Raw genomic sequence first — 26,172 nt, 5'->3', positions numbered from 1 at the left:
GCGCGCGGACTGCGACACACTCGACCAAAGGGGGCCGAGTCGCCATGCCGGCGCAAGCTGGCCCCGCTGGAGAGCGCACCATGGCCCAGGCCGTCATCGCCGGTTTCGCCCGGTCCCCGTTCCACCTTGCCGGCAAGGGCGCGCTCGCCCGGGTGCGGCCCGATGAGCTGGCGGCCCAGGTCGTGCGCGCGCTGGTGGCGCGCAGCGGCGTGGCCCCCGACGACATCGAGGACCTGATCGCCGGCTGCGCCTTTCCCGAAGGCGAACAGGGCTTCAACATTGCCCGCATCGTCGGCCTCATCGCGCAATTGCCGCTGGCCGTGGGCGGCATGACGATCAACCGCTTCTGCGGCTCCTCGATGAGCGGGGTTCACTATGCCGCCGGGCAGATCGCGCTGGGGGCGGGCAAGGCCTTCCTCTGCGCGGGCGTGGAATCGATGAGCCGGGTGCCGATGCCCGGCTTCAACCCCCTGCCAAACCCGGCGCTGGCCGCCAGCAGCGCCGCCTACATGGGCATGGGCGAAACGGCGGAAAACGTCGCCGCGCTGTATGGGATCGATCGCGCGGCGCAGGATGCCTTCGCGCTGGAAAGCCAGCGCCGCACCGCCGCCGCGCTGGCTGCCGGGCATTTCGACGCGGAAATCGTGCCGATCACCACGAAAGCCGGCGTGGTCGACAAGGACGGCACGCCCCGCCCCGGCACCACCGCCGAGGCGCTGGCCGGGCTGAAGCCGGCCTTCAGCGCGTCCGGCACGGTGACGGCGGGCACCTCCTCGCCGCTGACCGATGGCGCCGCCGCCGTGCTGGTGGTGGACGAAGACCATGCCCGCGCCGCCGGGCTGGCGATCCTTGCCCGGGTGCGGTCCGTGGCGATTGCCGGGTGCAAGCCGGAAATCATGGGGATCGGCCCGGTGGAAGCCAGCCGCAAGGCGCTGGCCCGCGCCGGGATCACGGTGGACCAGTTGGACGTGATCGAACTGAACGAGGCTTTCGCCAGCCAGTCGCTCGCCTGCATCCGCGATCTTGGGCTGGACCCTGCGCGAGTGAACATCGATGGCGGGGCGATCGCGCTGGGCCATCCGCTGGGCGCCACCGGCGCGCGGATCACCGGCAAGGCCGCCGCCCTGCTTGCCCGCACCGGCGGGCGCTTTGCGCTGGCCACCCAGTGCATCGGTGGCGGGCAGGGCATCGCCACGGTGCTGGAGGCGGTCGCGTGAGCGAGGCTCCGCAAGGGCGCCCGCAGGTGCGAAAGGTCTGCGTGATCGGCGCCGGCGTGATGGGCGCAGGGATCGCGGCGCAAGTGGCCAATGCCGGCATCCCGGTGCTGCTGCTCGACATCGTGCGCGATCCGGCCGACCGCAGCGGCGTCGCCCGCGCGGCGGTGGATACCATTCTCAAGGCCGATCCCGCCCCCTTCATGGGCAAGGGCGCGGCGCGGCTGGTGGAGCCGGGCAATATCGAGGATGACCTGCCCCGGATCGCCGAGTGCGACTGGATCGTGGAAGCCATCGTCGAACGGCTCGATCTCAAGCAGGCGCTCTATGCAAAGGTCGAGGCTTGCCGCGCCCCCCATGCGGCGGTTTCCTCCAACACCTCGACCATTCCGCTGGCCAGCCTGATCGAGGGCCGCTCGGACGCATTCCGCCGCCATTTCCTCATCACCCATTTCTTCAACCCGCCGCGCTATATGCGCCTGCTCGAAGTGGTTGGCGGGCCGGACAGCGATCCGGCGATGGTCACCCGGATCACCGACTTCGCCGACCGCGCACTGGGCAAGCGGATCGTGCCGGCGCGCGATACGCCCGGCTTCATCGCCAACCGCATCGGCACCCTGTGGCTGGAAAGCGCGGTCAACGCCGCCTTTGACCTTGGCCTCACCGTGGAGGAGGCCGATGCCATTGCCGGCAAGCCGATGGGCGTTCCGGGCACGGGGATCTTCGGCCTGCTTGATCTGGTCGGCCTCGATCTCATGCCCCACGTGCGCCAGAGCCTGACCGCGAGCCTGCCGGCCGGCGATGCCTACCAGGCCGTGGCCCGCAGCCATCCCCGGATCGAGGCCATGCTCGCCGCCGGCCTTACGGGCCGCAAGGGCAAGGGCGGGTTCTACCGGCTCAACCGCGAAGCCGGGCGCAAGGAAGCGATCGATCTGGTCACCGGGGAATACCGCCCGGCAGTGAAGGCGCCGCCGCCCGAAGGCCCGGCCGGCAAGGGCGACCTTGCCGCGCTGATCGCCGCGCCGGGCAAGGTGGGCGCCTATGCCTGGGCGGTGCTGGGGCCGACCCTTTCCTATGCCGCCAGCCTTGCGCCCGAGATCGCGGCCGACATCACCGCCATCGATGATGCGATGAAGCTGGGCTACAACTGGCGCTTCGGCCCGTTCGAGCTGATCGACAGGCTGGGCGCGGACAAGCTGGCGGCGCGGCTGCGGGCCGAAGGCTCGCCGGTCCCGCCGCTGCTGGATCTGGCGGGCGAGCGGGCTTTCCACCGGGTGGACAAGGGCCGGCGCCAGGTGCTGGGTTTCGACGGGCAATACAGCGATCTGGTGCGCCCGGACGGCGTGCTGCTGCTGGAAGACCTGCGGCTTGCCGCCAAACCCCTGCTCGAAAACGCCTCGGCCGCGCTGTGGGATGTGGGCGACGGGGTGGTGGCGCTGGAATTCACCGGCAAGATGAACGCGCTCGATGGCGAGGTCATGGCGCTCATCGGCCAGGCGATCGCGCTGGTGCAGGAACGCTACAAGGCGCTGGTGATCTACAACGAGGGCGCCAATTTCTCCGCCGGGGCCAACCTTGGCCTTGCCCTGTTCGCCCTGGCGATGAACGCCTGGCCGGAAATCGAGAAGCTGATGGCGGGCGGCCAGCAGGCCTACAAGGCACTGAAATATGCGCCCTTCCCGGTGGTCGGCGCGCCGGCCGGCATGGCGCTGGGCGGCGGCTGCGAGATCCTGCTTCATGCCGATGCGATCCAGGCCCATGCCGAAAGCTATGTCGGCCTGGTCGAATGCGGGGTGGGCCTGGTTCCCGGCTGGGGCGGCTGCGGCGAGATGCTGGAGCGCTGGCGCAAGATGCCGGGCCTTCCGGGCGGGCCGATGCCGGCGGTGGCGAAAGTGTTCGAGGTCGTCTCGGTCGCCACGGTGTCCAAGTCCGCCGCCGAGGCGCGCGAGCTGGGCTTTTTGCGCGCCAGCGACGGCGTGACCATGAACCGCGACCGCCTGCTGGCCGATGCCAAGGCCCGCGCGCTCGCGCTGGTCGATGGCTATGCGCCGCCCGCCCCGCCCGAATTCCACCTGCCCGGCCCCACGGGGCGCGCCGCGCTGGACCTGGCCGTGCACGGCTTTCGCGCCCAGGGGCTGGCGACCGAATACGATGCGGTGGTGGCCGGCCACCTCGCCCATGTCCTCACCGGCGGCGAGGCCGACATGGCCGACCCGCTCACCGAGGCGGACCTGCTGGCGCTGGAACGCGAGGCCTTCCTCGCCCTGCTCCACGACGAACGCACCCAGGCGCGGATCAAGGCCATGCTGGAAACCGGCAAGCCGCTGCGAAACTGATACCACGCCTGCCCTGATCAGCCCCATGAAGCCCCTTCCCGTGGGGAGGGGTTGGGGTGGGGGTTCGACGCCAGCGCGGATGCCCAACTTGAACGCCCACCGTAGACGCGAGGCTTTGCCTCGCTCCCCCTCCCCCATCCCCTCCCCGACGGGGAGGGGAGCAAGGGGGGTTACCAGCGGCCGTGGGCCTTCAGCACCTCGGCGTGCTTTTCGCGCGCGGCGGCCTCGCGGACCGAGCGGGCATAGCTGGGGAACACCGTTTCGCACGGCGCCACGTCCTTGAGCAGTTCACGCGCGAGCGCGACCTTGTGGACCTCGGTCGGGCCATCGGCGAGGCCGAGCTGGTAGGCGTTGAGCAGCATATGGACGAAGGGCGCCTGGTCCGACAGGCCGAACGAGCCGTGGACCTGGATCGCCCGGTCGGCCATGCGCTTGAGCACGCCGGTCATCGCCACCTTCACCGCCGCGATATCGCCGCGCACCTTGTTGTAATCATTGAGCTTGTCGATCTTCCACGCCACCTGGAGCAGCAGCAGGCGGAACTGCTCCAGCTCGATCCAGCTATCGGCGATCACCTCCTGCATCATCTGCTTGCGGGCCAGTTGCTGGCCCTGGGTGCGGCGGCTGACCAGGCGCTCCTTCATCATGTCGAGCGCGGCGCGGGCCATGCCGACGGTCCGCATGGCATGGTGGATGCGCCCCCCGCCAAGCCGCGTCTGGGCTACGGCAAAGGCCGCGCCGCGCGGCCCGAGCTGATTGGCGACCGGCACCCGCACCCTGTTGTAGCGCACATGGGCGTGCTCGGCCCCGCTGTCGAGCTTTTCGCCCCAGCCGCCGAAGCCCACGTTGCGGATGATCTCCAGCCCGGGCGCATCGGCCGGGACGATCAGCATGGTGTGGCGGGCATGGGGCGGGCCTTCCGGATCGGTGACCACCATGGCGATGAGGAAGGCGGCGTAGCGCGCGTTGGACGAGAACCACTTCTCCCCCTCGATCACCCAGTCATCGCCTTCGCGCCAGGCCTTGCAGGTGAACTCCTTGGGATCCGATCCGCCCTGCGGCTCGGTCATCGAGAAGCACGACTGGATCTCGCCATCAAGCAGCGGCTGGAGCCACTTTTCCTTGTGCTCGGCCGTGCCGTAGTGGGCGAGGATCTCGGCATTGCCGGTATCGGGCGCGGCGCAGCCGAACACCATCGGCGCATAGCGGGCGCGGCCCAGCACCTCGTTGAGCAGGGCCAGCTTGACCTGGCCATGGCCCTTGCCGCCCAGTTCCGGGCCAAGGTGGGTCGCCCACAGGCCGCGCGCCTTGACTTTGCGCTGAAGCGGCCTGACGATGGCGTTGCGGACCGGATCGGCAAGATCGAAGATGTGGGGGATGATCATCGGCAGCGGCTCGATCTCCTCGCGCACGAGGCGATCCGCCCAGTCGAGGTCGGCCTGATAGGCGGCGTCCGTCTCGAAATCCCACATGGTCCCTCCTCCCGGCCGCGCCGTCGCGCAACTAATTTGTTGACCGGCTAATTATGGTCGAATAGCCTATGGTGGCCCCGCCAGCAAGGACCTGCAATGCCCGTTTCCGCGCCCAAGACCGCTGATGACCGCAATGGCCCGGGCGCGGCCCCGGCCAGGCGCCCGGCCGGCCGCCGCACCCAGGCCGAACGGCGCGACCAGTCGATCCGCTCGACCATCGCGGCGGCCATCGAGATCATCGGCGAAAGCGGCGTCGCGGCCGCCACCTTCGAAACGATCGGCGCGCGCGCCGGCTACAGCCGGGGGCTGGCCTCGGCCCACTTCGGTTCCAAGCAGGGGCTGATCGAGGCGGTGCTCCATGATCTGGACGACCAGTCCGCCGTGGAGGTGTTCAACCGCCGCCTGATCGGCCTGTCGGGGCTGCCCGCCCTGCTCGGCTACATCGACGCGGCCTTCGCCGCCGCCCGCACCACGCGCGCCCGCGCCTATTTCACCTTGCTCGCCGCGAACCTGGCCGAAACCGATCCGCACCACGCCCTCTTCGCCCAGACCCACCGCCGCAAGCTTGACTGGCTGGCCGAGCAGATCGCCGCGGGCCAGGCCGCGGGCGAAATCCGCCCCGGGATCGATCCCGAAGGCGGCGCCCTGCTGGTCGCCACGATCGTGGTCGGCCTGGCGATGCAACTGATGGTCGATCCGGCCACCCGGATCGAGACCCTTCACCAGACCGCGCTGGCCACCCTGCGCTCCGCCTTCGCGGCCTGACGCCGGGCCATTGGCGGCAGGGTCGGGAGCCGGACTCAGCCCCCGCCGCCGCCATCGATCCGCAGGTTCGCGCCCGAGGTGTAGCTCGATACGTCGCTGGCCAGGTAGAGCGCGGCGGCGACGATTTCGCCGGCCTCGCCAAACCGCTTGAGCGCGATGCGGCGGGTGATCTCGGGATTGTCCTTCCAGTCGGATTCGGCGGCCACATCGGTCAGGAAGCCGCCGGGCGAGATCACGTTGACCCGCACGCTCGGCCCATATTCGCGGGCAAAGGCCACCGAGGCCGCGTTGAGCGCCGCCTTGGCCCCGGAATAGGGGATCGAATTGGGCTGGGGGTTGAGCGCGCCGGTGCTGGAAATGTTGATGATCGAACCGCCGCCGGCCGCCACCATCTTCGCCCCGATCAGGCTGGTGAGGCGGAACGGCCCCTTGTAGTTGACCGCCACGACCTTGTCGAACAAGGCCTCGCTGGTTTCGACCGACGACGGCGCCAGCGGCGACAGCCCGGCATTGTTGATCAGCACGTCGATCCGGCCAAAGCGGTCCCAGGCCTCCGCTGCCAGGCGGTCGCACTGGTCCCAGTGGCTGACATTGGCGGGAATGCCCGCCGCCTCCACGCCCAGGCCGCGCAGTTCGGCGGCCACCGCCTCACAGGCCTCGGCCTTGCGGCTGGAGACGATGACCCTTGCCCCCTCGCCCGCGAAGCCGCGCGCCATGGCCAGGCCCAGCCCGCGCGTTCCCCCGGTGATCAGCACGACCCTGCCGGCCAGTCCGAAATCCATTCCCATCTCCATCTGCTTGAATTGCAATATCTTTGCGCCGGATCAGCCCCGGCGCACCCCGGCATAGAACTGGGCGACCACCGTGGTGTCGAACCGCTCGAACACGTCGGTGATGCCCTGCGGCCCCTTGCGGACGAACACCGAATATTCGTTCTCGTAAGGCTGGTTCGGCACCTTGGCGAAGGCCCGATAGGCAAAGCGCACCGCGCTGCCCGCCTCATCCTCCACCTCGTCGAGGATCTCGACCGTGCAATCCGGCTCGTAGAAGATCGTCCAGACATCGCGGTTGAAGGCGATCACCGCCTCCTTGCCGGCGATCGGATCGGGCCACTGGCCCTTGCTCTCCATGTGCCAGCGCACCTCGGGGGCATAGAAGCGCGCCATGGCCTCGGGATCCCCGAAGGCGCTGACCAGCCGCCCCGCCAAAGTCCGTGCCGCCATCGCATCCCCCTCCCCGCCAGCTCACATCATTGGCCCGCATCATCCGCGAACCCGCTTCACTTTTCAATTGAGGTGTTGGACCGCTTGCCTACAACAGCGCAAGGCGCATCCGGCAAGAAGCGCGAGGGAGAGAGCGGTCATGGTCTATCGGGTCATCCATTGCGGCACCGGCAATGTCGGCCGGCACGCCCTGCGCGGGATCCTTCGCAATCCCGAACTGGAACTGGTCGGCCACTATGTCAGCACGCCCGACAAGGCGGGCCGGGATTCGGGCGAACTCATCGGCCTGGCGCCCGCCGGGGTGATCACCACCAACGACTGGGCCGAACTGCATGACCTGAAGGCCGATTGCCTGATCTATTTCGGCAATGCCATCGGCCGCGAGGACGAGGCGGTGATGGACCTGGTGCCCTTCCTTGAACGCGGCACCAATGTCGTCACCTTTTCCGGCTTCAGCCTCGCCCACCCGGCCACGACCCCGCCCCACCAGCGCAAGCTGATCGAGGACGCCTGCGCCACCGGCCAGAGCAGCTGCTTCTTCACCGGCATCGATCCGGGCTGGGCGACGACCGACCTCGCCATCGCCGCCCTGGCCGCGGCGGACCAGATCGAATGCCTGCGCGTGGCGGAACTCGGCTATTTCGGCGAATATTCGGCCGAATACGTGATGCGCGAATATTTCGGCTTCGGCCAGCCGCTCGATTTCGAGCCCCTGTTCGTCAAGGGCGGCTTCATCGAGGTGCAATGGGGGCCAACGCTCCACCAGCTGGCCGAGGTGCTCGACACCGAGATCGAGGAAACCCGCATCATCTACGAACGCCAGGCGCTCGACTACGATATCGAATGCGGCTTCGGCACGGTGAAGGCGGGCACGGCGGCCTTCGTCCACTTCGAATACCAGGCGCTCAGCAAGGGCCGGCCCTTCGTCGTGGTCGAACACGTCGATTGCGTCTCGCGCGATTGGTCAAAGCTCAAGTGGAAGCGCCCGCATGGCGAGGCCCGGCTGGCCTATCGCATCGACATCGAGGGCAATCCCGATTTCTCGGTTGAACTGAGTTATGGCCAGGATGGCAGCCTGCTGGCCGCCATGCCGGTGCTCAACGCGGTCCCCGCGCTGTGCGCCGCGCGGCCCGGCCTGCTTGGCCCGCTCGACCTGCCGCGCTACTGGAGCAAGCGCGTCGTGCGCTGATGGGGCTGTTGCCCCGAACTTGCGGAGAAACACATGAATATCGGTTGGGTTGGCCTGGGCAGCATCGGCACCGAAATGGCGAAACAGGCGCTGAAGGCCGGCCATGCGGTCACCGTCTACGGGCGCGGGCAGGGGCTGGAGGCGATCACTGCCGCCGGCGCGGCGGTCAGCCAGTCCTATGCCGAGATCGCGGGCGGCTGCGATCTGCTGGGCCTGTGCGTGTTCAAGGACGCGCAATTGCGCGAAGTGCTGCTGGATGGCGGCGCGCTGGCGGCGATGAAGCCCGGCTCGGTCGTGGTCATCCACACCACCGGCTCGCCGGCGCTGGCCCGCGAACTGGGCGAGCGCGCGCCGGCCGGGGTCGCGGTGATCGACGCCACCTTCAGCGGCGGCCCGGCCAATGTCATCGCCGGCACCCTGGCCCTGATGATCGGCGGCGAGGATGCCGCGATCGCCAAGGCCCGCCCGCTGATCGATCTCTATGCCGACAAGCTCCACCATGTCGGCCCGCTCGGCCACGGCCAGATGCTCAAGCTGGTCAACAACCTGCTGTTCGCGGCCAATGTCCAGAACGCGGTCGAGGCGATGCGGATGGTCGAGGCCCAGGGGCTGGACGTCGCGCGCAGCGCCCGCATCCTCCAGGATTGCAGCGGCGGCTCCTATGCCTCGGCCCTGCTCCAGCATATGTCGGTTGACCGCCTGCTCACCGCCACGCGCGGCTACATGGAAAAGGACGTGGCCGCGGCCATGGCCAGCGCCCGCGACACCGGGCTCGATACCAGCGCCTTTGCCGCCACCGAGGCCTATTTCCGGCCATCCTGACCTAATTCGGGCCTGACCTTATCCGCTTCCGGGCCGCTGGCCGCCATCGAGGAATGAACCAGACCATGGGCAACAAGGGTTGGATATTCACCGAGACCGGCCGGCCGCTCGAACTGGTCGAGGTGGCCGAACCGGTGCCCGGCCCGGGCGAGGTGGCGATCGACGTGGTCCGCGCGGGCCTGTGCCATTCCGACATCGGCATCATCGAGGGGCCGGGCGCCGGCTGGATCAAGCAGCGCCCGATCGTGCTGGGCCATGAGGTCGCCGGCGTGATCCGCGAGCTTGGCCCCGGCGTCGAAGGCTTTGCCGTGGGTGATCGGGTGGTCATCGCCCTGATCGCCCATGGCGAGGGGGTGAGCGGCAACTGGATCGCGCCGGGCCTGTCGCGCAACGGCGGGTTCGAGCAGCGCTGCATCGCCGAGGTGCGCGAACTGGTGCGCCTGCCCGATGGGGTCGGCTTCGCCCATGGCGCGGTCGCCACCGACGCGGTGACCACGGCCTGGCACGCGGTGATCTGCGAAGGCCAGGTGCGCGAGGGGACAACCGTGGGGATCATCGGCCTGGGCGGCCTCGGGCTGAGCGCGGTGCAGATCGCGCGCCATGCCGGGGCCACGGTCCACGGCGCCGACATCAGCGCCCGCGCGCGCGATCAGGCCGCGCGGCTGGGCGCCACCTCGGTCCATGCCGAGGCGATGGACCTGGCCGCGTTCAAGCCCGACGTGGTGTTCGATTTCGCCGGCTTCGGGGAAACCACCGCAGCCGCGGTGAACGTGGCGGCGCAAGGCGGGCGGCGGGCGATCCTGATCGGCCTTGGCGCCACCCGGGCCACGATCTCCACCGATGTCCTGGTCAACCGGCAGGTCACGCTGAAAGGCTCGGCGGGCGGCAGCCGCAAGGATCTGGAGGCCTGCCTCGCGCTGATCGCGCAAGGGGCGATCACCCTGCCGATCGAGGAACTGCCGTTCGACCGGCTCGATGAAGGAATGCGCCGCCTCGCCGCCGGCGATCTGGTGGGCCGGCTGGTGCTTGCGGTCGATCCGGCCCGAAGCTGAGCGGCGGGCCGGATCGACCGGCACGGCGATATCGGCCGGCCCGCGCGCCGTTCGGGCCTTGCACCCGGCGGGCAGGTCTGACATCGGCAAAGGCATGACCAAGATGAACGCCCTGGCGCCCGATATCCGCCGTCCCGACCAGCTTGATCCCGCGTGGTTCACCCGCGCCCTCCAGGCCGCCGGCTTCGATGCCGAGATCGCGGCGGTGGCCGCGAAGCCGGTGGGCACCGGGCAGATCGGCGATTCGATCCGCTTCACGCTGACCCATGCCCGCCCCTGCCCCGGCGCGCCGGCCTCGCTGGTCGGCAAGTTTCCCGCCGCCGATCCCACCAGCTTCGCCTCGGGCCGCAACGGCGGCAACTACCTGCGCGAGGTGCGCTTCTACCAGCAGCTCGCCGCTTCCGCGCGGATCGCGGTGCCGCAGTGCTTCTATGCCGAAGTGGACGAGGACAGCGGCGAATATGTCCTCCTCCTCGAAGACCTTGCCCCCGCCCGCCAGGGTGACCAGCTTGCCGGCGTCACCATCGACCAGGCCATGCTGGTGGTCGATCAGGCCGCCCGCCTCCACGCCTCGCACTGGGGCGACGAGACCCTGCTCGACACCGCCTGGCTGGTGAATTCCCGCAAGGCGCCGCCCTCTCCGCTCTCGGAAGAGGGGATCCGCGATTTCTGGCGCGGCTTCCAGCAGCGCTACGCCGGGCGGATCGGCCCCAAGGTGATCGAGGCCGGCACCGTGCTGACCGACAACCTCGCCGCCTACCGCGCCAATTCCAACCGGCCGCGCTGCCTGATCCACGGCGATTTCCGCCCCGACAACATCATGTTCGCCTCCGAGGCCGGCGGCCACCCGATCACCGTGCTCGATTGGCAATCGATCGGGTTCGGCGCGGCGGCGGTGGACCTGGGCTATTTCCTCGCCGGCGCGCTCCCCGCCGAAGTCCGCCGCGAACACGAAGCCGAAATGCTTGCGCGCTACCACGCGGAACTGCGGGCCGGCGGCGTGACCGACTATGCCGAGGCCGAACTGCGCGCCGACTATGCCAGCGGCGGCCTGCGGATGCTGTTCATCGCCATCGTCTCGGCCATGCGGGTCAAGCAGACCGCGCGCGGCGACGAGATGTTCCTGCTGATGGCCGCCTGCGCGGCGGACCACTGCATCGACAACGACGGCCTGGCCCTGCTGGCCTGAGGCACGGGCATTGCGGGGCCGTTGCACGGGCGTTGCGATGCCCTTGCAACGGCCTGTCTTCAGCTTTCGTAGGTCGGGTTGAACACCGCTTCGAGGCCGTTGATCACCTCCTCGATCATCGGCGCGGTGGCGCTGGTGGCCAAGTCCAGCGCGGCGCCGCCGTGGGCCGCGGCCCAGATCGCCAAGGTGACCTCGCCCAGCCGGGCGCGGTCGCGGTGGTAGACGGTGAGCATCTCCTCCACCACCCGGCGCAGCTGGTCCACCATGCCCTGCCGCGCGGCGACGACATCCTCGGCATGGCCGATCTCGGGCAGGAACATCAGGGTCATCAGCGCCGGCTCGGCCTGGGCGAAGCGGGCATATTCGCGCGCCCAGACCCGCAGCCGCTCGCTGACCGGAACGGCCAGGGCCGCGCTCTCCAGCCGGTGCGACAGGTCGCGGAAACCCACCGCGGCGAGCGCCGCGAGCAGCTCGGTCTTGCTCTCGAAGTGATAGTACATGGCCCCGGCGGTGATCCCCGCCCGGGCGGCCAGTTCGCGCAGGTTGAACTGCGGGTGGCCCTGCTCGCGCAGCATGGCCCGGGCCTCGCGGATCAGCCGGGTGGACAGGGCGCCCCGCCCCGTCCGACCTTCAGGCGCCCGGTCTCCCGCTGTCATGCCCGCCCCCCGCCGGATCGACCGCGCGCCGGATCAGATCCGCGCCGGGATCGTGACCGGCAGCGATTCGAACCCGCGGAAGCGCACCGAATGGGTGCGGCGCGGGGTGCCGGTGACCCGGATTTCCGGGAAGCGCTTGAGGATTTCCTCCCAGATGATGGTCAGCTGCAAGGTGGCCAGGCCATTGCCGAGGCAGCGGTGGATGCCATAGCCGAAGGCGAGGTAGGGCCGCGGGTTCTCGCGGTCGATCACGTAGGAATAGGGATCGGGGATCACCAGGTCGTCGCGGTTGGCCGAGACGTACCACAGCACCACGCGCTCGCCGGCGCGGATCAGCTTGCCGCGCAGCTCGGTATCGCGCGTGGCGGTGCGGATCATGTGGGCGATCGGGGTCTGCCAGCGGATCGATTCGGCCACCATCGAGGGGATCAGCGCCGGGTTGGCCCGCAGCTTGCGGAATTCCTCGGGGAACAGGTTGAGCGCGTTGAGAGAGCCGGAGATCGTGTTGCGGGTGGTATCATTGCCGCCGATCAGCAGCAGGCTCATGTTCATGATGTACTGGTCGACATCCACATCCTTGGTGTGTTCACCATGGACCAGCATCGACACCAGGTCGAACGAGGGCGGCGACTGGCGGCGAAGCTCGCGCAGTTCGAGGATCGCGGCGTGGAACTTCTGGATTTCGGTCCGCTTCTGCTCCCAGCTGGTCACCGGGCCGAAGCCGGGGGCATTGGTCAGCACGTCGGACCAGAAGGTCAGCTTGCGGCGGTCTTCCTGCGGAAAGTCCAGCAGGGTCGCCAGCATCATCGAGGTCAGCTCCTTCGAGACGAGATCGACCCAGTCGAACTCCTCGCCGATCGGGAGGGAATCGAGGATCTGGGCCGCGCGCTCGCGGATCAGCGGCTTCAGGCGGACGAGGTTCGACGGGGCGACGACCGGCAGAATGGTGCGCCGCTGGAGGCCGTGCTCGGGCGGGTCCATTTCCATGAAGTGGCGATGGGCCAGGTTGGTGGCATTGGCCTGCGATTCGATCGACAGCAGGGCCGTGCCCTTGGCCGAGGAGAAGGCCTCGTAATTGGATTCGACCGCGACGATATCGTCATGGCGGGTGATCGACCAGAACGGGCCATAGACCGGATCGTCGACGAAATGAACGGGATCCTCGGCGCGCAGGCGATCGAACACGGGGTAGATCGTATCGGCCGCGAACATCGCGTCGCGCGCCGGGCTGAGCTGCTCGATCGGAATATCCCGGATGGCGCTGGCCACCTCTTCGCGCGGGCTGGACATCACGGTCACTGGACACTCTCCTTGCCGGGCTTGCGCCGTCGTTGCGTTACCAGGGCACCGCAAACGCATTCTAACATTGTTTGGCAAACACTGTTTGGCGAAACGGCATTTTCCCGGCCGGCGGAGGCACTTCCCCCGCCGGCGCGGTTCATTCACTTCGGCACGCGGCCCGTCACTTGAGCACGCGGCCCGTCACTTGAGCACGCGAATCGTGTTGCGCGCGATGCGCCAGGGTGCGCCGGCGCCTTCGCGCACGAGCTGGGCGGTGCAGATCGCCAGCATCAGCAGCTGATTGCCGTTGTCCATGCCCCAGGTGGACACCTGGTTGTAGAACTTGGCGACCAGCCGGTTGGGGTCGGTCTGCTCCTCGAAGTGGACATTGCCGAACTGGTGGCGGATGCGGCCCTTGAAGTGCGCGGCCGAGCCGACCGGCGCCTGGGCCAGTGCCGCATGGCCGACCGTCGGCTCGGGGCGGGTGCCCTCGAAAATGCCGTCCTCGGTGTAGAGCGAGGCCCATTCCGGCCCCATGCCCTCATCGAAATACCAGCAATAGCGACCCAGCAGGTCCTGCACCGCGATCCAGTCATCCAGGGAAACGGCCATCGTGTGATCCTTCCTCAAAACCCGTTGTGTTCAGCGCGCCGGGATCAACCCTGGGCGGCCATCCTGGCCATCATCCGTTCCGACAGCCCCTGGGTGAACCAGTAGGCCACGCAGATCGACCGGTCGCTGTTGGGGAAGCCGATGCCTTCGTAGAGCAGCTCGTCCGGGGTGGACGAGAGGCGGCTGTCGTCGGGGTGGGTGCGCCAGGTCAGGCGGTAGGCATCGCCCACGGCCTCGATGTGCCAGTTGTAGGTGCCGGCCAGTTCATCGAAGGCATCGAAATACTGGATGACATAGGAGCCGGCGAACCCGTTCGAGGTATCGCCCACCGCGCGGCCCCGGCAGATCTTGCCCGGCTTGGCGGCCATGCTGCCCTGCGACACGTAGATCGCATCGACAACATCCTTCTCGGTGTCGCTGATCGTATATTGCACGGAACCGATGAGCATCGTGGTCAGGGGCTTCAACATGGAAACAATCCTTTCTGCGTAAGAGAGCTGGGCCGGGACAAGCCCGATCAGACCCGGAAAATCTTGCCGGTGATCAGTTCGGCTTCGTCGGAAGCCAGGAAGTGGACGATCGGCGCCACGTCGGCCGGGCCGAAGGTGCGGCCCAGCTGGGCATTGGCGGACAGCCAGTCCATGCGCTCGTCGCCGAGCAGCTGGCGCAGGCCTTCGGTGGCCACCACGCCCAGCATGATTCCGTTGCAGCGGATGCGGTGCGGCGCCATCTGCGTGGCGACATAATAGGTCAGCGAATTGAGCGCGCCCTTCGACGAGCCATAGGCGACCATCGCCTCGGCCTGGCCGTTTTCCGAGGCGTGGGAGGTGGCGTTGATGATCGAGCCGCCCTGGCCGCGCGCGATCATGTGCGGCAGCACGTGCTTGCACAGCAGCATCGGCCCGCGGCTGTTGATCGCGATCGTGCGGTCCCACACCTCGACCGAGAGATCGAGAATGCTGCGGTCCTGATAGTCGACGATCGCGGCATTGTTGTGGACCACGTCGATCTGCCCCCAGGCGCCGATCACGTCGGCCACCAGGGCGGCAACATCGCTTTCCTGCGCCACGTCGGCGACGAACTGGCGCACCGCCAGCCCTTCGGCGGCAAGGCGCGAAGTGGCCGCGTCCAGCGCCTGCGGATTGATATCGGTCAGCAGCACCTTCGCCCCCGCCCGGGCGAGGCGTTCGGCCGTGACCGAGCCAATGCCGCCGCCGGCCCCGGTAACGATTGCCACCTTGCCGCTCAGATCGCCGTTCGTCATCGAAATCTCCGCTGGAGGGCCAGTGCCCGGTCTATGCAGGGCGCTTATAACGACCATCGCCCGGCAGGCAATTGCGGCCTGCGCGGGACCGCGCGATGGCGCGGCGGCGCGGCGCGTGCTACCTGTCGGCAAAACCGCAAGGGAGAGACCGGTGACCGTCCAGAAGCACACGTTCTGCCGGATCTGCGAACCCAATTGCCCGATGATCGCCGAAATCGGGGATGATGGCGCGATCGCCCGGCTGGTGCCGGACCGCGAACACCCGGTCTCGCGCGGCTATGCCTGCCACAAGGGGCTGTCCTACGCCGAAATCCACACCCACCCCGATCGGGTAAACCAGGTCCTGCGGCGCACCAATCCGCGCAGCGAGCCGGAAGGCCGGTTCGAGGCGGTGGGCTGGGACGAGGCGCTGGCCGATATCGGCGCCCGCCTGCGCGCGATCCGCGAAGCCCATGGGCCGGATGCGATCGCCAGCTACCAGGGCAATCCCAAGTCGTTCAACACCCGCGCCCTGCCGGTTGCCGTCTCGTTCCCGGCGCGGCTGGGCACGCGCAACGTGTTCGGCTCGGCCAGCCAGGACATGACCAACAAGGCCGCCGCGCTCTATGCCATCTATGGCAGCGGCCAGTGGACCATCCCCGATTTCGCCCACACCGACTATCTGCTGTGCATCGGCGCGAACCCCAAGGTCTCGCACTGGACGCTGGTTTCGGTGCACTGGCCGATGCAGGTGCTGCAGGACATCGTGGGGCGCGGGGGAACGGTGAAGTTCATCAATCCGCGCCGGGTCGAATCGGTCAGCCCGACCACGGGCGAACTGGTCCAGATCAAGCCCGATACCGACGTCTACCTGCTCGCCGCGATGATCCACGAGATCGACCGCGCCGGTGGCTTCGATGAAGCGGTGATCGCCGCCCATGGCCGCAATGTCGAGCAGTTGCGCGCCTTCGTGGCGCAATACCCGGCCGAGCGGGTGGCCGAGGTGGTCGGCATCGCGGCGGACGACATCCGCGAGCTGGCGCGCGGCTTCCGCGCGGCCCCGCGCGCCGCGGTCCATGTCGCCACCGGAGTCAACCAGGGGCGGCAGGGCACGCTGGCCTACTGGCTGGCCAATATGCTCAGCTTCGTGACCGGCAACCTCGGGCGCGAGGGCGGCAACTATTGCGCCAAGGGGCCAAAGCCGGTCATGGCGGCCCCGTCCGAGGCCCAGACCTGGGTCGATACGCCGGTGGGCCGGGTGCGGCGGATCTTCGGGCAACTGGCCGGCAATCTCATGCCCGACCTGATGGCCTGCGAGACCGCGCCGGTCCGCGCGCTGGTCGTGGTGGCCGGCAATCCGCTGCTCTCGGTGGGCGGCGAGGCGCGGCTGCGCGAGATCTTCGCCAATCTCGAACTGATCGTGGTGATCGACCTGTTCCGCAATGCCACGGCCGAGCTGGCCGACTATGTGCTCCCCGCGACCGACTGGCTCGAACGCGAGGATCTCAACCACTTCGGGTTCAACCAGCAGCCGGTGCCCTATATCCAGCTCGCCGAGGCGGTCACCGCGCCGCTCCACGATCGCCGGCATGACTGGTGGATCGTCGCGCGGATCATGCAGGAGGTGGGCCTCGCCAATGTCCTCGACGAGGACCAGTCGGGCGATGACGGGCCGATCGAGCTGGCCCTCGGCCGCGCCGGGATCACCCGCGACGAACTGCGCGCCAGCCCCTCGCAGACCGTCCTGCTCCCCCAGGCCGATCCCGGCCGGTTCTATGCCGAGATGATGGGCCATGCCGATGGCCGGGTCGATTGCTGCCCGGCGCAGTTCGCCGATGCCCTGGTGCGCTGCGAGGCGATCTTCGCCGAGCTGGCGGCCGAGGATCCGCAGGCGCTCAAGCTGATCACGCTGCGGACGGCGCGGATGCACAATTCATGGATGACCAACCTGCGGACCGGCGGGCGGGGCCGCAACGCGCTCAACCCGCTGCACATCCATCCCGAGGATGCCGCGCGGCTGGGCCTGGCCGAAGGCGCGCCGGCGCGGGTTTCCAACGCCAACGGCATGGTCGAGGCCGAGGTGCGGCTCGATGAGAGCCTGCGCCCCGGGGTCGTCGCCATGAGCCACGGCTTCGGCCACGCCGGCGCGCCGGGCCTGAAGGGGGCCGACCTGCCCGCCGGGGCCAACGTCAACCGCCTGGTGCCGACCGGGCCGGGCAGCTTCGAGCCGATCAGCAACATGGCGCACATGAACGGGATCACGGTGCGGATCGAACCGCTGGCGGCCCCGGTCGCCGCCGCCTGACGCCCCGCCCCGGCCCGCGATGCCCGGCTCCAATGCCTGACATCGCCCGGGCGGAATTCGCCGGCGCCGGCCCCTGGCCATGGACACCGGCGCGGCGCGGGCCCGAAACACCCCCAACCATAATCGCAGAGGATACCGCAGATGCCCAAGCTGGGTCTGACCGCCGACCAGTTGCTCTCCACCACCCGTTCGGTCCGCAAGCGGCTCGACATCTCGCGCCCGGTCGAACGCGCGGTGATCGAGGAGTGCCTCAACCTCGCGCTCCAGGCGCCCAATGGCGGCAACCGCAACCTGTGGCGGTGGATCGTGGTCGATGATCCGGCCAAGGTCGCCGCGATCGGCGCCCAGTACAAGGCCATGTTCGACCAGCCCTTGTCGGCGCGCAGCGAGCCGATCCCCGACAATGTCGAGCGGTTCGACCTGGTCCACGATTCGGTCCGCGCCCTGGTCGAGAAGATCGACCATATGCCCGCCCTGCTGATCCCGCTGATGCCGGGCCGCGCCGAGGGCAAGACGCCGATGCAGCAGGCGGTGATGTGGGGTTCGATCGTCCAGGCGGTGTGGAGCTTCTTCCTCGCGCTGCGCGAACGCGGGCTGGGTTCGGCCTGGACCACGGTCAGCCTCGGGCGCGAGCGCGAGATCGCCGAGATCCTCGGCATCCCGTTCGAGAGCTATACCCAGGTCGGCCTGTTCCCGATCGCCTATACCCAGGGCACCGATTTCAAGCCGGCCTGGCGCGAACCCCTGGCTGAGGTGCTCGACTACAACGGCTTCACCGCCCGATGAAGCCATGGCCCCGGCACCCCGCGGTGCCGGGGCCAGGTCGTCAGGCGGCCTTGCCGTCGAGCAGCTTCCTGAGGTTGGAGGAGAACACCTTCTCCAGCTCGTCGTCGGTATAGCCGGGGAAGTCGTTCATGTAGTCGAGCGGGTTGGCCACGCCCTCGGGGTGCGGATAGTCGCTGCCGAACAGGATGCGCTCCACCGGGATCAGCTCCTTCAGCGCGGTCATGTCGTCCTCGTAGAACGGGGCGACGTAGATGTTCTCGTGGAACTGGTCGATCGGGTGCTTGTGGAAGGCCTTGGGCATCTGGCCGTAGCCCTTCTTGAGGCGGTGGAACAGCGGCTCCAGCCACTCCGCCCCGTTCTCCACCGAGACGACCTTGAGCCTGGGGAAGCGCTCGAACACGCCGTGGCAGATCAGCGCCGAGAGCGAATCCGAGATCGCCCGGCCGATGAGATCGACCACCGCGCCGAAGCTGTCGCGCTCGAACGGCAGGAACTCGGCCTGGCTGCCCTTCCACCAGTTGGTGATCTTGTCATAGCCGCTGTCCGAGCCGTGCATGGTCACGAAGATCCCGGCCTCTTCCACCCGCGCCCAGAACGGATCGTATTCGGGATAGCCGAAGGAGCGGCTGCCGCGGATGTCGGGCACGGGCGCCGGGCGGATGTTGACGCAGCGCGCGTCGTTCCGGAGCACGAAGTCCAGCTCGGCCACGGCCTGGTCGACATTGGTCAGGCTGATGAACGGCACCGAGAACAGGCGCTCCTCGCGGGCGAAGCCCCATTCGTCGGCGGTCCACTGGTTGAGCGAGTGGAACAGCGCGGCCGAAACGTCGCCGCGCGCGCCGATCCGCTCCTCGATCACCGAGGCCAGGGTCGGGAACACCAGCGCGCCCTGCAAGCCCTGCTCATCGAGCATGGCGATGCGCCCCTCGCCCGAACGCCAGGTCTGCGGCGGACGGATCGCCTTGCCCTGCATCTGCTTGCGCGAAAGGCCTTCGGTGTTCTCCGAGCGGAACCAGGTTTCCCAGGCGCCGGGCGCTGCCACCACGTCGAAGGTCGGCACCGGGATGTATTCCGAGAGCATCCCGTTGATCACGAGCTTGGTGTGCCCGTCCTTCTCCACGAAGTAGAAATCGCGCTTGAACCGCTCCGGCAGGTAGCGCTCGAAAGCCTCGCGCGGCTCATAGAGGTGGTGGTCGGCGTCGTAGACCGGGAAGTTGACGGACGGCATGGCTGAATCTCCTCGGACACGGACGATCCGCGCAGGACTCGCGCCTGCTGCCCGGACCCATGGCCCGGCCGGAATCGCCCTCGCGTGCAAGGATCGGCCTTTCGCCGCCCGGGATCAAGCGGCCATTGGGCCATCTGCCTCCAGCCCCGGCGGCGGGTTCAGGCCGCCCGGGCCGGGGCCGTGTTCGTTCAGCCGGGCCGCGCGGCGTTGTGGCGCAGCTGGTTGAACGGCAGGTCGCGGCTGACATCGGCCTCGCGCGGCAGGCCGAGATAGCGTTCCGACACCGAGTTGAGCTGCATCTCGGTGGTCCCGCCGCCGATGCGATGGGTGGTCACGCGCAGCATCCCGATCCGCGGATCGGACCCCTGCTCGACCGCGACGCCCGCCGGCCCGGCCAGTTCCGACATCAGCGCGCAGCGGCGGGCATTGACCCGCGCGGCCATCAGGCTCGACACCGCGCCGGCCGTGGGCGGCAGGGCGCGCGACATGATGCCGTTGCCCACCCGGCGCGTGGTCAGCTTGTAGACCGCGTCGATCACATAGGCCTCGCCGATCAGCTGGCGGGCGCGGGGATCCTCGGCCACGCCGAGCTCGCGGGCGAGCGCGGCATAGGACGGGTCCAGCCCGATCTCGTTGACCTCGACCGCGGCGGCCACGCCTTCGTGCCAGCCGCGCGCCATGCCGGCGCGCTCGGAGGCCAGCTGGGTGCCGGCAACGTGCCAGCCGTCGTTGACCTTGCCGATCACGTGATCGTCGGCGACGGCCACGTCATCGAAGAATTCCTGGCAGAAATCCTGCCCGCCATCGATCAGCTTGAGCGGGGTGATGGTGACGCCAGGCGCCTTCATGTCGACCACGAACATGGTGAGGCCGGAATGCTTGGGCACGGTCCAGTCGGTCCGCGCGAGGCACATCCCCATGTCGCAGTCCATCCCGCCGGTGGTCCACACCTTCGAGCCATTAAGCACCCATTTGCCGTCCTTATGCTCGGCCCGCATGATCACGCCGGCAAGGTCGGAACCGCCCGAAGGCTCGGACAGCAGCTGGCACCAGATATGGTCGCCGCGCAGCATGGCGGGGATGTAGGTCTTCTTCAGGTCCTCGGTGCCGTGGGCCAGCAGCACCGGCAGGACGATGTTGAAGGCATTGCCGAAGTGCCAGGCGAGCCGGTAGGGCTGCGCCTCCTCGTAGAAGATGTCGGAATGGCGGCGCGACAGCCCCTGCCCGCCATATTCGGTGGGCAGCATGATCCCGGCCAGGCCACCGTCCCACAGCGCGCGCTGGATCTGGCGATCACGCGCGACAAGCGCCTTGTCTTCCCAGTCCATGTGCGGCTCGTCGGCCACGCGCGGCGGCAGGTGGGCCTTGAGGTGTTCGCGGGCCTTGAGGCGGAACGCGCGCTCTTCTGCCGTATCGCGGTCCTCGGTGCCGATCTGCGCCATGCGCTGCTTCCTTCCTTTGCCCTTGCGGCCTTGCTGTCCCGGGCCGCTCCACGGATTGGCCCCCTGTAGCGGGCCAATGGATCGTATCGCCGTTTCCCGCAAGCCCGATCGGGCAGCACGCGGGCGATGCCGGCGCTCCATCGCGGAACGGACACGTTGCCTGATAACGAAGTTCTCTATATACACAGCACAGTGAATATTGTGAACCGCCCCGAAGGTCACGTCGCCACGCGCGAGTTCATCGACCAGCTCGCCTCGCTGCTCGCGCCATGGCGCGTTCCGGCCACGGCGGGGCGGCTCTATGCCTATCTCCTGCTGTGCGACGATCCGGTAAGCCTCGAAGACATCGCCGCCGATCTCGACATGAGCAAGGCCGGCGCCTGGAACGCCGCGCGCTTCCTTGAGCAATCGGGCAATATCCGCCGCTTCTCCGAACGCGGCAGCAAGCGCATCTACTTCACCCGCTCGCACGACATGGCCCCCTGCCAGCTTGACCAGATGCGCGCGATGGGCGCGGTCGGCCGGCTGCTGCGCGATTCGGCCGATGCCGTGGCGCAGGGTCCGGCGCGCGACCGGCTGGAGCGGATCGGCGGCTTCTGCATCGGCCTTGAGCAGATGGTGGCCGAAGCCTACGAGCATCATGAACGGCAAGCCGCCGGGAACAGCGTCGCCGCGCAAGATTGACCCGGGCCTGACCCGGGCGCCGGCCGGCCATCGCGCCGCGCGGCCCGGGCGATCCGGAATCGGAACAAGCAACCGCCCCCCCTCGCGGGAGAGACAGGAGATTTGAAGGTGCCCGAATACATTCTCTACGATGTCGCCGACGGCGTCGCCACGATCACGCTCAACCGCCCCGATCGCGCCAACGCGCAGCACCAGCCGCTGCTGGAAGAACTCAACCAGGCCTGGGAAGATGCCGCCGCCGACGATAACGTGCGCGTCATCCTGCTGCGCGGCGAAGGCAAGCACTTCTCCGCCGGCCACGATACCTCCGGCTCGCCCGAGACCCGCACCCCCGAACTGGCCAAGGTCGGCGGCTGCATCAAGGAAACCGGCCTGCTCGAACTCTACAAGTGGGAGGCCAAGCACTACCTCGGCTTCTCGCGGCGCTGGCGCGACATTCCCAAGCCGTCGATCGCGGCGGTCCAGGGCGCCTGCATCGCCGGCGGCCTGCTGCTGGTCTGGCCCTGCGACATCATCATCGCCGCCGACAATGCGCGCTTTTCCGATCCGGTGGTGATGATGGGCATCGGCGGCGTGGAATACCACGGCCACACCTGGGAACTGGGGCCGCGCAAGGCCAAGGAAATGCTGTTCACCGCCCAGCCGGTGAGCGCGCTGGAAGCCGAGAAGCGCGGCATGGTCAACAAGGTGGTCCCGCTCGCCGATCTTGATGCCGAGGCCCGTGCCATGGCGCTCCAGATCGCCAAAATGCACCCCCATGCGCTGGCCATGGCCAAGCGCGCGGTCAACCACACGATGGACATCATCGGCCAGTATGCCGCGATCCAGTCGGTGTTCGACATCCACCAGATGGGCCATGCCTCGGCCTATGCCCAAAGCGGGTCGATGATCCTCGTCGATCACAACGCGATCAAGGCGGCAAGCCAGAAGGCGGACAAGGCCTGATGCTGCTGATCACCGACGAGGAGGGCGTTCGCACCCTCACCCTCAACCGGCCCGAGCGGCTCAACACGCTGACGCAGGCGCTGATCGCCGACCTCCACAAGGCGCTGGTCGATTGCACCCGCGATCCGGGCGTCAAGGCGGTGGTCCTGGCCGGCGCGGGCCGGGGCTTCTGCGCCGGGGCCGACCTGTCGGGCGGCGGCGGCGAGCCTGATCCGATCACCGCCAGGTGGATGAACGACCCGATCTTCTGGGAGCCGGAACAGCTTGCCGCCCGCCTGATCGAGGATGCCCAGATCCCGGTCCTGCTGCACCGGATGCCCAAGCCGACCATCGCCGCCGTGCGCGGGCCGGCGGCCGGCAGCGGCCTGCTGCTGGCGGCGGCCTGCGACCTGCGGATCGCGTCGGAAACCGCGGTGTTCAAGACCGCGTTCGCCAGCGCCGGGCGCTGCGGCGATCCGGGCGGCGCCTATTTCCTCACCAAGCTGGTTGGCCCGGCCCGCGCCCGCGAGCTGCTGCTGCTCGATGAAAAGATCCCGGCCGAGCGCGCGCTGGCCATGGGCCTGGCCAGCCGGGTCGTGCCCGACGATGCGCTGGACGAAGAAGTGCGCGCGCTCGCGCTCAAGTTCGCGCGGGGGCCGGGGCTGGCCTATGCCGGGATCAAGCGCAACCTCAACCTGGCCGAAACCGCCAGCCTTGAGGACACGATGGCCCAGGAAGGCCTGTCCAACGCGCGGGCGAGCCTCAGCCACGATGGCAAGGAAGCCGGCCGCGCCTTCATGGAAAAGCGCAGCCCCAACTTCCGCGGCTACTGAGCCGACCGGATCAACCGGCGCGCCGCGCATCGCCTCGGCGATGCGCGGCGCGGCCCCTCTGGTGGCGCCGCGCCGGCCATGCCACAGGCTCCGGCATACCACGGCCCGGGCAGGGCACCATCACGAGGACACGCGCATGAATTCGGCTGATCTGTTCAACCTCAAGGGCCGGGTGGCCATGGTCACGGGCGCGGGCCAGGGCGTTGGCCGGGGGATCGCCCTCGCGCTGGCCGGCAGCGGCGCCGGCGGCGTGGTGGTGAACGATTTCTACGCCGACCGCGCCGAGGCCGTGGCCGAGGAAATCCGCGCGCTTGGCGTCAGGGCCATGCCGATGGTCGGCGATGTCGGCGACCTTGAACAGGTGCGCGCGGGCGTGGCCGCCGCCACGGCGGAACTGGGCACCATCTCGATCCTGGTCAACAATGCCGGCAATGGCGGGCCTGACGGGTTCCCGCGCGAAATGCCGCTGTTCTGGGAAACCGATCCGGCCGAATGGAGCCGCTTCTTCCACGTCAACACCTTCGGCGTGATGAACTGCTCGCACGCGGTCCTGCCGGCCATGGTCGAACAGCGCTATGGCCGCATCCTGACCATCGTGTCGGATGCCGGGCGCACCATCGAAGGGCGCCAGGCGGCCTATGCGGCGGCCAAGGCGGCGGCGGCGGGGCTGATGCGCGGGATCGCGGCCGATACGGCGCGTTTCGGCATCACCGCCAATTCGATCGCCATCTCCTCGATGCGCCCGCCGATGAACCCGGAACAGCTCGAAGCCTATCTCGCCTCCGATCGCTACAAGGCGCAGATGACCCATTACACCATCCGCCGCACCGGCCTGCCCGAGGATATCGCCGGCACCGCCCTGCTGCTCTGCTCGGACGCCAGCTCGTGGACCACCGGCCAGGTCTACCCGGTCGACGGCGGCTACAGCAGCGCCCTCTAGGCACGGCGGGCGAAGGCGCGTGGTGACCATGGGAGCCGGCCCGCAGCCGGTCGATCTCGGCCAGGCCGCCAACCTGCGCGATCTCGGCGGGCTGCCCGCCGAGGGCGGCGCCAGGCGCCTGCGGCGGGGCATGGTCTACCGCGCGGCGATCCCGGCGGTCGACGATCCGGCCCACCACCGCTCGCTCGCCGACCTGGGCCTGACCACGGTGGTGGACCTGCGCGGCGCGCAGGAGCGCGAACTGGTCCCCGCCCCCTGGCTCGATCTGCGCTGCCGGGACTACCGCTTCCAGGCAACCGCCGCCGAGGCCGGTGATCTCGCCAGCGCCCGGGCGCGCTTCAGTTTCGACAGCCCGGCCAATGTGCGCGCCTACATGGTCAGCCTCTACCAGGGCTTTCTCGAAACCCACGCGGCCTCCTTCGCCACGATCTTCCGCAGCCTCGCCGAACAGGAAACCCCGCTGCTCTATCATTGCACGGCGGGCAAGGATCGCACCGGAGTGGCCACGGCCCTGCTGCTCGAAGCCCTGGGCACGCCGCGCGCCGCGATCCTCGACGATTATCTCCTGACCAACGCCTTCGACAAGACCCGCATCCGCTGGGCGCGCAAGCCCAGCCCCAAGGCCGATCCGACCGTGTGGGACCCGATGCTCGCGGCCGAGCCAGCCTATCTTGAAACCGCCTTTGCCGTGCTGGATGACCGCTACGGCGGGATCGGCGGCTACCTCGCCCGGCGGCTCGACATCGGCGACGCGGCGCTGGCCCGGGTGCGGGCGCACCTGCTGGAGTGATTGCGAGCCAGATGGAACCATCTGGCTCGCAAATCACGGCAAGCCAATAATCCCGGCGGGCTGGGCCATCACCGCCGCAGCCGCGCCTTCAGCAGGAACGGATCGGACAGCGACGAAACATAGAGGCTGCGCCCGGCGATCAGCCCGGCGGTCGTCCCCGAAAGCAGCCCGTCGCCGGCCGAGAACAGGATCGTCACCCGCCCGCTGCGCGGGTTGACCGAGGCCACGCGCGACTGGTTGACGCAGCCCTTGGCCCGCAGCCCGAGGCACAGGTTGCCGGCGATGGTCCCCCCGGTCAGCACCGTGCCGCCCGGGCCGGGGTGGGCATTGTCGGCCCGGAAGCCCAGCGCAATGTCGCGCACGTAGCGCTGCTGGCGCAGCGAATAGACCCGCAGGGCATTGGTCCCGGTCGCCACCATGTAGACCTCGCGGCCATCGGCCGAGGCCACCAGCCCATTGTTGAGCGCCGCGTCGGAATTGGCCAGGCGCCGCACCGCGCCGCCCGGCGACCAGGCCAGCAGCCAGCCGGTGTTGCCGCCGGCGAGCCCGGCCCGGGTGCACGGCGCGGTGCCGCCCAGGCTCTTGGCGCAGATCACCGAGGCGACGAAGCCGCCGTCCGGCATGGGGCTGACCGCATCGACCGTGCCATCGGCCGGAGCCATCACGCAGCCGCGCCAGGCCGCGCTCAGCCCGCCGCCGCCCGCGCGCTGCAGCTCGTAGAATTCGACGTGCTCGCCGCCCATCGGGTTGACCACGAGCAGTTGCACCACGCCGTGCGCGCGCTGGCCCACGCTCAGCCCGATGACCAGGAACTTGTCATCCGGCCCCCGCGCCGGACAGGCCGGATCGCCCCAGTTCGGCCCCTTGTCGAAGGTCCGCACCAGCTTGCCGACCTTGTCGGTGGTGGTATCGAGCACGGCGATGTCGGTCGGCCGGTCAGGCATCTTCACGCCGGTGGGGGTGAGCACCATGCCGAGATCGCCCACCAGCACGTGGCGCCCGTCCGGGGTCATGGCCATGTCCTCGGGCAGGTTGAACCCGCACAGCGCCTTGACCGGCCCGGCCGGCTTGCCGGGCGCGGGCAGGCTCTCGCCGCAGGCCTCAACCGTGGCCGCGCCGCTCGTGCCCACCGGGGCCGTTGCCGCACTGGCCGGCATCGCGGCCAGCCCCAGAACCATCAGACATA

The 26,172-nt window shown here is 68.9% G+C and carries 25 protein-coding genes; 14 read left to right on the top strand and 11 right to left on the bottom strand.

Translation table 11 applies throughout. The features are described 5' to 3' along the window. Nucleotides 1–80 precede the first annotated feature (80 nt). Together ACFOD9_RS01080 and ACFOD9_RS01075 are read left to right on the top strand one after the other, a co-directional pair. A complete protein-coding gene (locus ACFOD9_RS01080; RefSeq protein WP_379508232.1) occupies nt 81–1,217 on the top strand; it encodes a thiolase family protein in 1,137 nt (378 codons plus the stop codon). After that, nucleotides 1,214–3,550: a 3-hydroxyacyl-CoA dehydrogenase/enoyl-CoA hydratase family protein gene (locus ACFOD9_RS01075; protein WP_379508231.1), complete on the top strand. Its 2,337-nt coding sequence runs from the start codon at nt 1,214–1,216 to the stop codon at nt 3,548–3,550. The genes ACFOD9_RS01080 and ACFOD9_RS01075 overlap by 4 nt, the downstream gene beginning before the upstream one ends. A 170-nt stretch (nt 3,551–3,720) precedes the next feature. On the opposite strand, the gene ACFOD9_RS01070 is transcribed toward ACFOD9_RS01075, so the two are convergent. Beyond that, nucleotides 3,721–5,022, bottom strand: coding sequence for an acyl-CoA dehydrogenase family protein (locus tag ACFOD9_RS01070; protein WP_379508230.1), 1,302 nt, complete (start codon nt 5,020–5,022; stop codon nt 3,721–3,723). Between the two features lie 96 nt (nt 5,023–5,118). On the opposite strand from ACFOD9_RS01070, the gene ACFOD9_RS01065 reads away from it, so the two are divergent. Further along, complete coding sequence (locus tag ACFOD9_RS01065; RefSeq protein ID WP_379508229.1) at nt 5,119–5,787, top strand: TetR/AcrR family transcriptional regulator; 669 nt, start codon at nt 5,119–5,121, stop codon at nt 5,785–5,787. Nucleotides 5,788–5,822: 35 nt separating this feature from the next. On the opposite strand, the gene ACFOD9_RS01060 is transcribed toward ACFOD9_RS01065, so the two are convergent. Both ACFOD9_RS01060 and ACFOD9_RS01055 read right to left on the bottom strand, forming a co-directional pair. Further along, the gene (locus ACFOD9_RS01060; RefSeq protein WP_379508228.1) at nt 5,823–6,569 is read right to left on the bottom strand and encodes an SDR family NAD(P)-dependent oxidoreductase; all 747 of its coding nucleotides are present in this window, start codon (nt 6,567–6,569) and stop codon (nt 5,823–5,825) included. A gap of 42 nt (nt 6,570–6,611) precedes the next feature. After that, nucleotides 6,612–7,010 (bottom strand): nuclear transport factor 2 family protein, encoded by a 399-nt coding sequence (locus ACFOD9_RS01055; RefSeq protein WP_379508227.1) that lies wholly within the window; start codon nt 7,008–7,010, stop codon nt 6,612–6,614. A 139-nt stretch (nt 7,011–7,149) separates the two neighbouring features. On the opposite strand from ACFOD9_RS01055, the gene ACFOD9_RS01050 reads away from it, so the two are divergent. The 4 genes from ACFOD9_RS01050 (at nt 7,150) to ACFOD9_RS01035 (ending at nt 11,262) form a co-directional block, all read left to right on the top strand. After that, nucleotides 7,150–8,199 (top strand): NAD(P)H-dependent amine dehydrogenase family protein, encoded by a 1,050-nt coding sequence (locus ACFOD9_RS01050; RefSeq protein ID WP_379508226.1) that lies wholly within the window; start codon nt 7,150–7,152, stop codon nt 8,197–8,199. Between the two features lie 33 nt (nt 8,200–8,232). Continuing rightward, nucleotides 8,233–9,021 (top strand): NAD(P)-dependent oxidoreductase, encoded by a 789-nt coding sequence (locus ACFOD9_RS01045; RefSeq protein ID WP_379508225.1) that lies wholly within the window; start codon nt 8,233–8,235, stop codon nt 9,019–9,021. 53 nt (nt 9,022–9,074) lie between these two features. Next, entirely contained in the window at nt 9,075–10,073 is a 999-nt protein-coding gene (locus ACFOD9_RS01040) for a zinc-binding dehydrogenase (protein WP_379508224.1), read from the top strand. A 94-nt stretch (nt 10,074–10,167) separates the two neighbouring features. After that, the gene (locus ACFOD9_RS01035; RefSeq protein ID WP_379508223.1) at nt 10,168–11,262 is read left to right on the top strand and encodes a phosphotransferase; all 1,095 of its coding nucleotides are present in this window, start codon (nt 10,168–10,170) and stop codon (nt 11,260–11,262) included. Nucleotides 11,263–11,321: 59 nt separating this feature from the next. Here ACFOD9_RS01035 and ACFOD9_RS01030 read toward each other — a convergent pair whose 3' ends face one another. From ACFOD9_RS01030 to ACFOD9_RS01010, 5 genes are all read right to left on the bottom strand, one after another. Next, nucleotides 11,322–11,918, bottom strand: a complete 597-nt coding sequence (locus ACFOD9_RS01030; RefSeq protein ID WP_379508222.1) for a TetR/AcrR family transcriptional regulator — start codon at nt 11,916–11,918, stop codon at nt 11,322–11,324. A 33-nt stretch (nt 11,919–11,951) separates the two neighbouring features. Further along, on the bottom strand, nt 11,952–13,208 hold the full coding sequence (locus ACFOD9_RS01025; protein ID WP_379508252.1) for a cytochrome P450: 1,257 nt from the start codon (nt 13,206–13,208) through the stop codon (nt 11,952–11,954). A gap of 192 nt (nt 13,209–13,400) precedes the next feature. Then, nucleotides 13,401–13,811: a nuclear transport factor 2 family protein gene (locus ACFOD9_RS01020; protein WP_379508221.1), complete on the bottom strand. Its 411-nt coding sequence runs from the start codon at nt 13,809–13,811 to the stop codon at nt 13,401–13,403. A 44-nt stretch (nt 13,812–13,855) separates the two neighbouring features. Next, nucleotides 13,856–14,281: a hypothetical protein gene (locus tag ACFOD9_RS01015; RefSeq protein ID WP_379508220.1), complete on the bottom strand. Its 426-nt coding sequence runs from the start codon at nt 14,279–14,281 to the stop codon at nt 13,856–13,858. Nucleotides 14,282–14,328: 47 nt separating this feature from the next. Then, on the bottom strand, nt 14,329–15,075 hold the full coding sequence (locus tag ACFOD9_RS01010; protein WP_379508219.1) for an SDR family NAD(P)-dependent oxidoreductase: 747 nt from the start codon (nt 15,073–15,075) through the stop codon (nt 14,329–14,331). A 151-nt stretch (nt 15,076–15,226) separates the two neighbouring features. On the opposite strand from ACFOD9_RS01010, the gene ACFOD9_RS01005 reads away from it, so the two are divergent. Both ACFOD9_RS01005 and ACFOD9_RS01000 read left to right on the top strand, forming a co-directional pair. After that, complete coding sequence (locus ACFOD9_RS01005; RefSeq protein ID WP_379508218.1) at nt 15,227–17,359, top strand: molybdopterin-containing oxidoreductase family protein; 2,133 nt, start codon at nt 15,227–15,229, stop codon at nt 17,357–17,359. 141 nt (nt 17,360–17,500) lie between these two features. Next, the gene (locus tag ACFOD9_RS01000; RefSeq protein WP_379508217.1) at nt 17,501–18,145 is read left to right on the top strand and encodes a nitroreductase family protein; all 645 of its coding nucleotides are present in this window, start codon (nt 17,501–17,503) and stop codon (nt 18,143–18,145) included. Between the two features lie 40 nt (nt 18,146–18,185). Here ACFOD9_RS01000 and ACFOD9_RS00995 read toward each other — a convergent pair whose 3' ends face one another. Then, complete coding sequence (locus ACFOD9_RS00995; RefSeq protein ID WP_379508216.1) at nt 18,186–19,373, bottom strand: amidohydrolase family protein; 1,188 nt, start codon at nt 19,371–19,373, stop codon at nt 18,186–18,188. Nucleotides 19,374–19,561: 188 nt separating this feature from the next. Beyond that, nucleotides 19,562–20,815 (bottom strand): acyl-CoA dehydrogenase family protein, encoded by a 1,254-nt coding sequence (locus tag ACFOD9_RS00990; protein WP_379508215.1) that lies wholly within the window; start codon nt 20,813–20,815, stop codon nt 19,562–19,564. Between the two features lie 192 nt (nt 20,816–21,007). On the opposite strand from ACFOD9_RS00990, the gene ACFOD9_RS00985 reads away from it, so the two are divergent. From ACFOD9_RS00985 to ACFOD9_RS00965, 5 genes are all read left to right on the top strand, one after another. Then, entirely contained in the window at nt 21,008–21,499 is a 492-nt protein-coding gene (locus ACFOD9_RS00985; RefSeq protein WP_379508214.1) for a GbsR/MarR family transcriptional regulator, read from the top strand. A 108-nt stretch (nt 21,500–21,607) separates the two neighbouring features. Continuing rightward, entirely contained in the window at nt 21,608–22,444 is an 837-nt protein-coding gene (locus tag ACFOD9_RS00980) for an enoyl-CoA hydratase (protein WP_379508213.1), read from the top strand. Beyond that, the gene (locus ACFOD9_RS00975; protein ID WP_379508212.1) at nt 22,444–23,256 is read left to right on the top strand and encodes an enoyl-CoA hydratase; all 813 of its coding nucleotides are present in this window, start codon (nt 22,444–22,446) and stop codon (nt 23,254–23,256) included. The genes ACFOD9_RS00980 and ACFOD9_RS00975 overlap by 1 nt, the downstream gene beginning before the upstream one ends. A 136-nt stretch (nt 23,257–23,392) precedes the next feature. Further along, nucleotides 23,393–24,196: an SDR family NAD(P)-dependent oxidoreductase gene (locus tag ACFOD9_RS00970; RefSeq protein WP_379508211.1), complete on the top strand. Its 804-nt coding sequence runs from the start codon at nt 23,393–23,395 to the stop codon at nt 24,194–24,196. A gap of 28 nt (nt 24,197–24,224) precedes the next feature. Then, nucleotides 24,225–24,986, top strand: coding sequence for a tyrosine-protein phosphatase (locus tag ACFOD9_RS00965; protein ID WP_379508251.1), 762 nt, complete (start codon nt 24,225–24,227; stop codon nt 24,984–24,986). A 68-nt stretch (nt 24,987–25,054) separates the two neighbouring features. Here ACFOD9_RS00965 and ACFOD9_RS00960 read toward each other — a convergent pair whose 3' ends face one another. Continuing rightward, complete coding sequence (locus tag ACFOD9_RS00960) at nt 25,055–26,164, bottom strand: hypothetical protein (RefSeq protein ID WP_379508210.1); 1,110 nt, start codon at nt 26,162–26,164, stop codon at nt 25,055–25,057. Nucleotides 26,165–26,172: the final 8 nt, after the last annotated feature.

This window comes from Novosphingobium bradum (assembly GCF_042646485.1).
Classification (GTDB): Bacteria; Pseudomonadota; Alphaproteobacteria; order Sphingomonadales; family Sphingomonadaceae; genus Novosphingobium; species Novosphingobium bradum.
This window is presented reverse-complemented; position numbering and strand designations above follow the sequence as displayed.

What these genes read in the sequence shown, in the direction of transcription:
- ACFOD9_RS00970 (WP_379508211.1), top strand. Translation starts at nt 23,393, where the DNA reads ATGAATTCGGCTGATCTGTTCAACCTCAAGGGCCGGGTGGCCATGGTC.
- ACFOD9_RS00995 (WP_379508216.1), bottom strand. Translation starts at nt 19,373, where the DNA reads ATGCCGTCCGTCAACTTCCCGGTCTACGACGCCGACCACCACCTCTAT.
- ACFOD9_RS01035 (WP_379508223.1), top strand. Translation starts at nt 10,168, where the DNA reads ATGACCAAGATGAACGCCCTGGCGCCCGATATCCGCCGTCCCGACCAG.
- ACFOD9_RS01010 (WP_379508219.1), bottom strand. Translation starts at nt 15,075, where the DNA reads ATGACGAACGGCGATCTGAGCGGCAAGGTGGCAATCGTTACCGGGGCC.
- ACFOD9_RS00965 (WP_379508251.1), top strand. Translation starts at nt 24,225, where the DNA reads ATGGGAGCCGGCCCGCAGCCGGTCGATCTCGGCCAGGCCGCCAACCTG.
- ACFOD9_RS00975 (WP_379508212.1), top strand. Translation starts at nt 22,444, where the DNA reads ATGCTGCTGATCACCGACGAGGAGGGCGTTCGCACCCTCACCCTCAAC.
- ACFOD9_RS00990 (WP_379508215.1), bottom strand. Translation starts at nt 20,815, where the DNA reads ATGGCGCAGATCGGCACCGAGGACCGCGATACGGCAGAAGAGCGCGCG.
- ACFOD9_RS01030 (WP_379508222.1), bottom strand. Translation starts at nt 11,918, where the DNA reads ATGACAGCGGGAGACCGGGCGCCTGAAGGTCGGACGGGGCGGGGCGCC.
- ACFOD9_RS01045 (WP_379508225.1), top strand. Translation starts at nt 8,233, where the DNA reads ATGAATATCGGTTGGGTTGGCCTGGGCAGCATCGGCACCGAAATGGCG.
- ACFOD9_RS01015 (WP_379508220.1), bottom strand. Translation starts at nt 14,281, where the DNA reads ATGTTGAAGCCCCTGACCACGATGCTCATCGGTTCCGTGCAATATACG.
- ACFOD9_RS01020 (WP_379508221.1), bottom strand. Translation starts at nt 13,811, where the DNA reads ATGGCCGTTTCCCTGGATGACTGGATCGCGGTGCAGGACCTGCTGGGT.
- ACFOD9_RS01055 (WP_379508227.1), bottom strand. Translation starts at nt 7,010, where the DNA reads ATGGCGGCACGGACTTTGGCGGGGCGGCTGGTCAGCGCCTTCGGGGAT.
- ACFOD9_RS01070 (WP_379508230.1), bottom strand. Translation starts at nt 5,022, where the DNA reads ATGTGGGATTTCGAGACGGACGCCGCCTATCAGGCCGACCTCGACTGG.
- ACFOD9_RS00960 (WP_379508210.1), bottom strand. Translation starts at nt 26,164, where the DNA reads ATGGTTCTGGGGCTGGCCGCGATGCCGGCCAGTGCGGCAACGGCCCCG.
- ACFOD9_RS01050 (WP_379508226.1), top strand. Translation starts at nt 7,150, where the DNA reads ATGGTCTATCGGGTCATCCATTGCGGCACCGGCAATGTCGGCCGGCAC.
- ACFOD9_RS01080 (WP_379508232.1), top strand. Translation starts at nt 81, where the DNA reads ATGGCCCAGGCCGTCATCGCCGGTTTCGCCCGGTCCCCGTTCCACCTT.
- ACFOD9_RS01000 (WP_379508217.1), top strand. Translation starts at nt 17,501, where the DNA reads ATGCCCAAGCTGGGTCTGACCGCCGACCAGTTGCTCTCCACCACCCGT.
- ACFOD9_RS01025 (WP_379508252.1), bottom strand. Translation starts at nt 13,208, where the DNA reads ATGTCCAGCCCGCGCGAAGAGGTGGCCAGCGCCATCCGGGATATTCCG.
- ACFOD9_RS01040 (WP_379508224.1), top strand. Translation starts at nt 9,075, where the DNA reads ATGAACCAGACCATGGGCAACAAGGGTTGGATATTCACCGAGACCGGC.
- ACFOD9_RS01060 (WP_379508228.1), bottom strand. Translation starts at nt 6,569, where the DNA reads ATGGATTTCGGACTGGCCGGCAGGGTCGTGCTGATCACCGGGGGAACG.
- ACFOD9_RS01065 (WP_379508229.1), top strand. Translation starts at nt 5,119, where the DNA reads ATGCCCGTTTCCGCGCCCAAGACCGCTGATGACCGCAATGGCCCGGGC.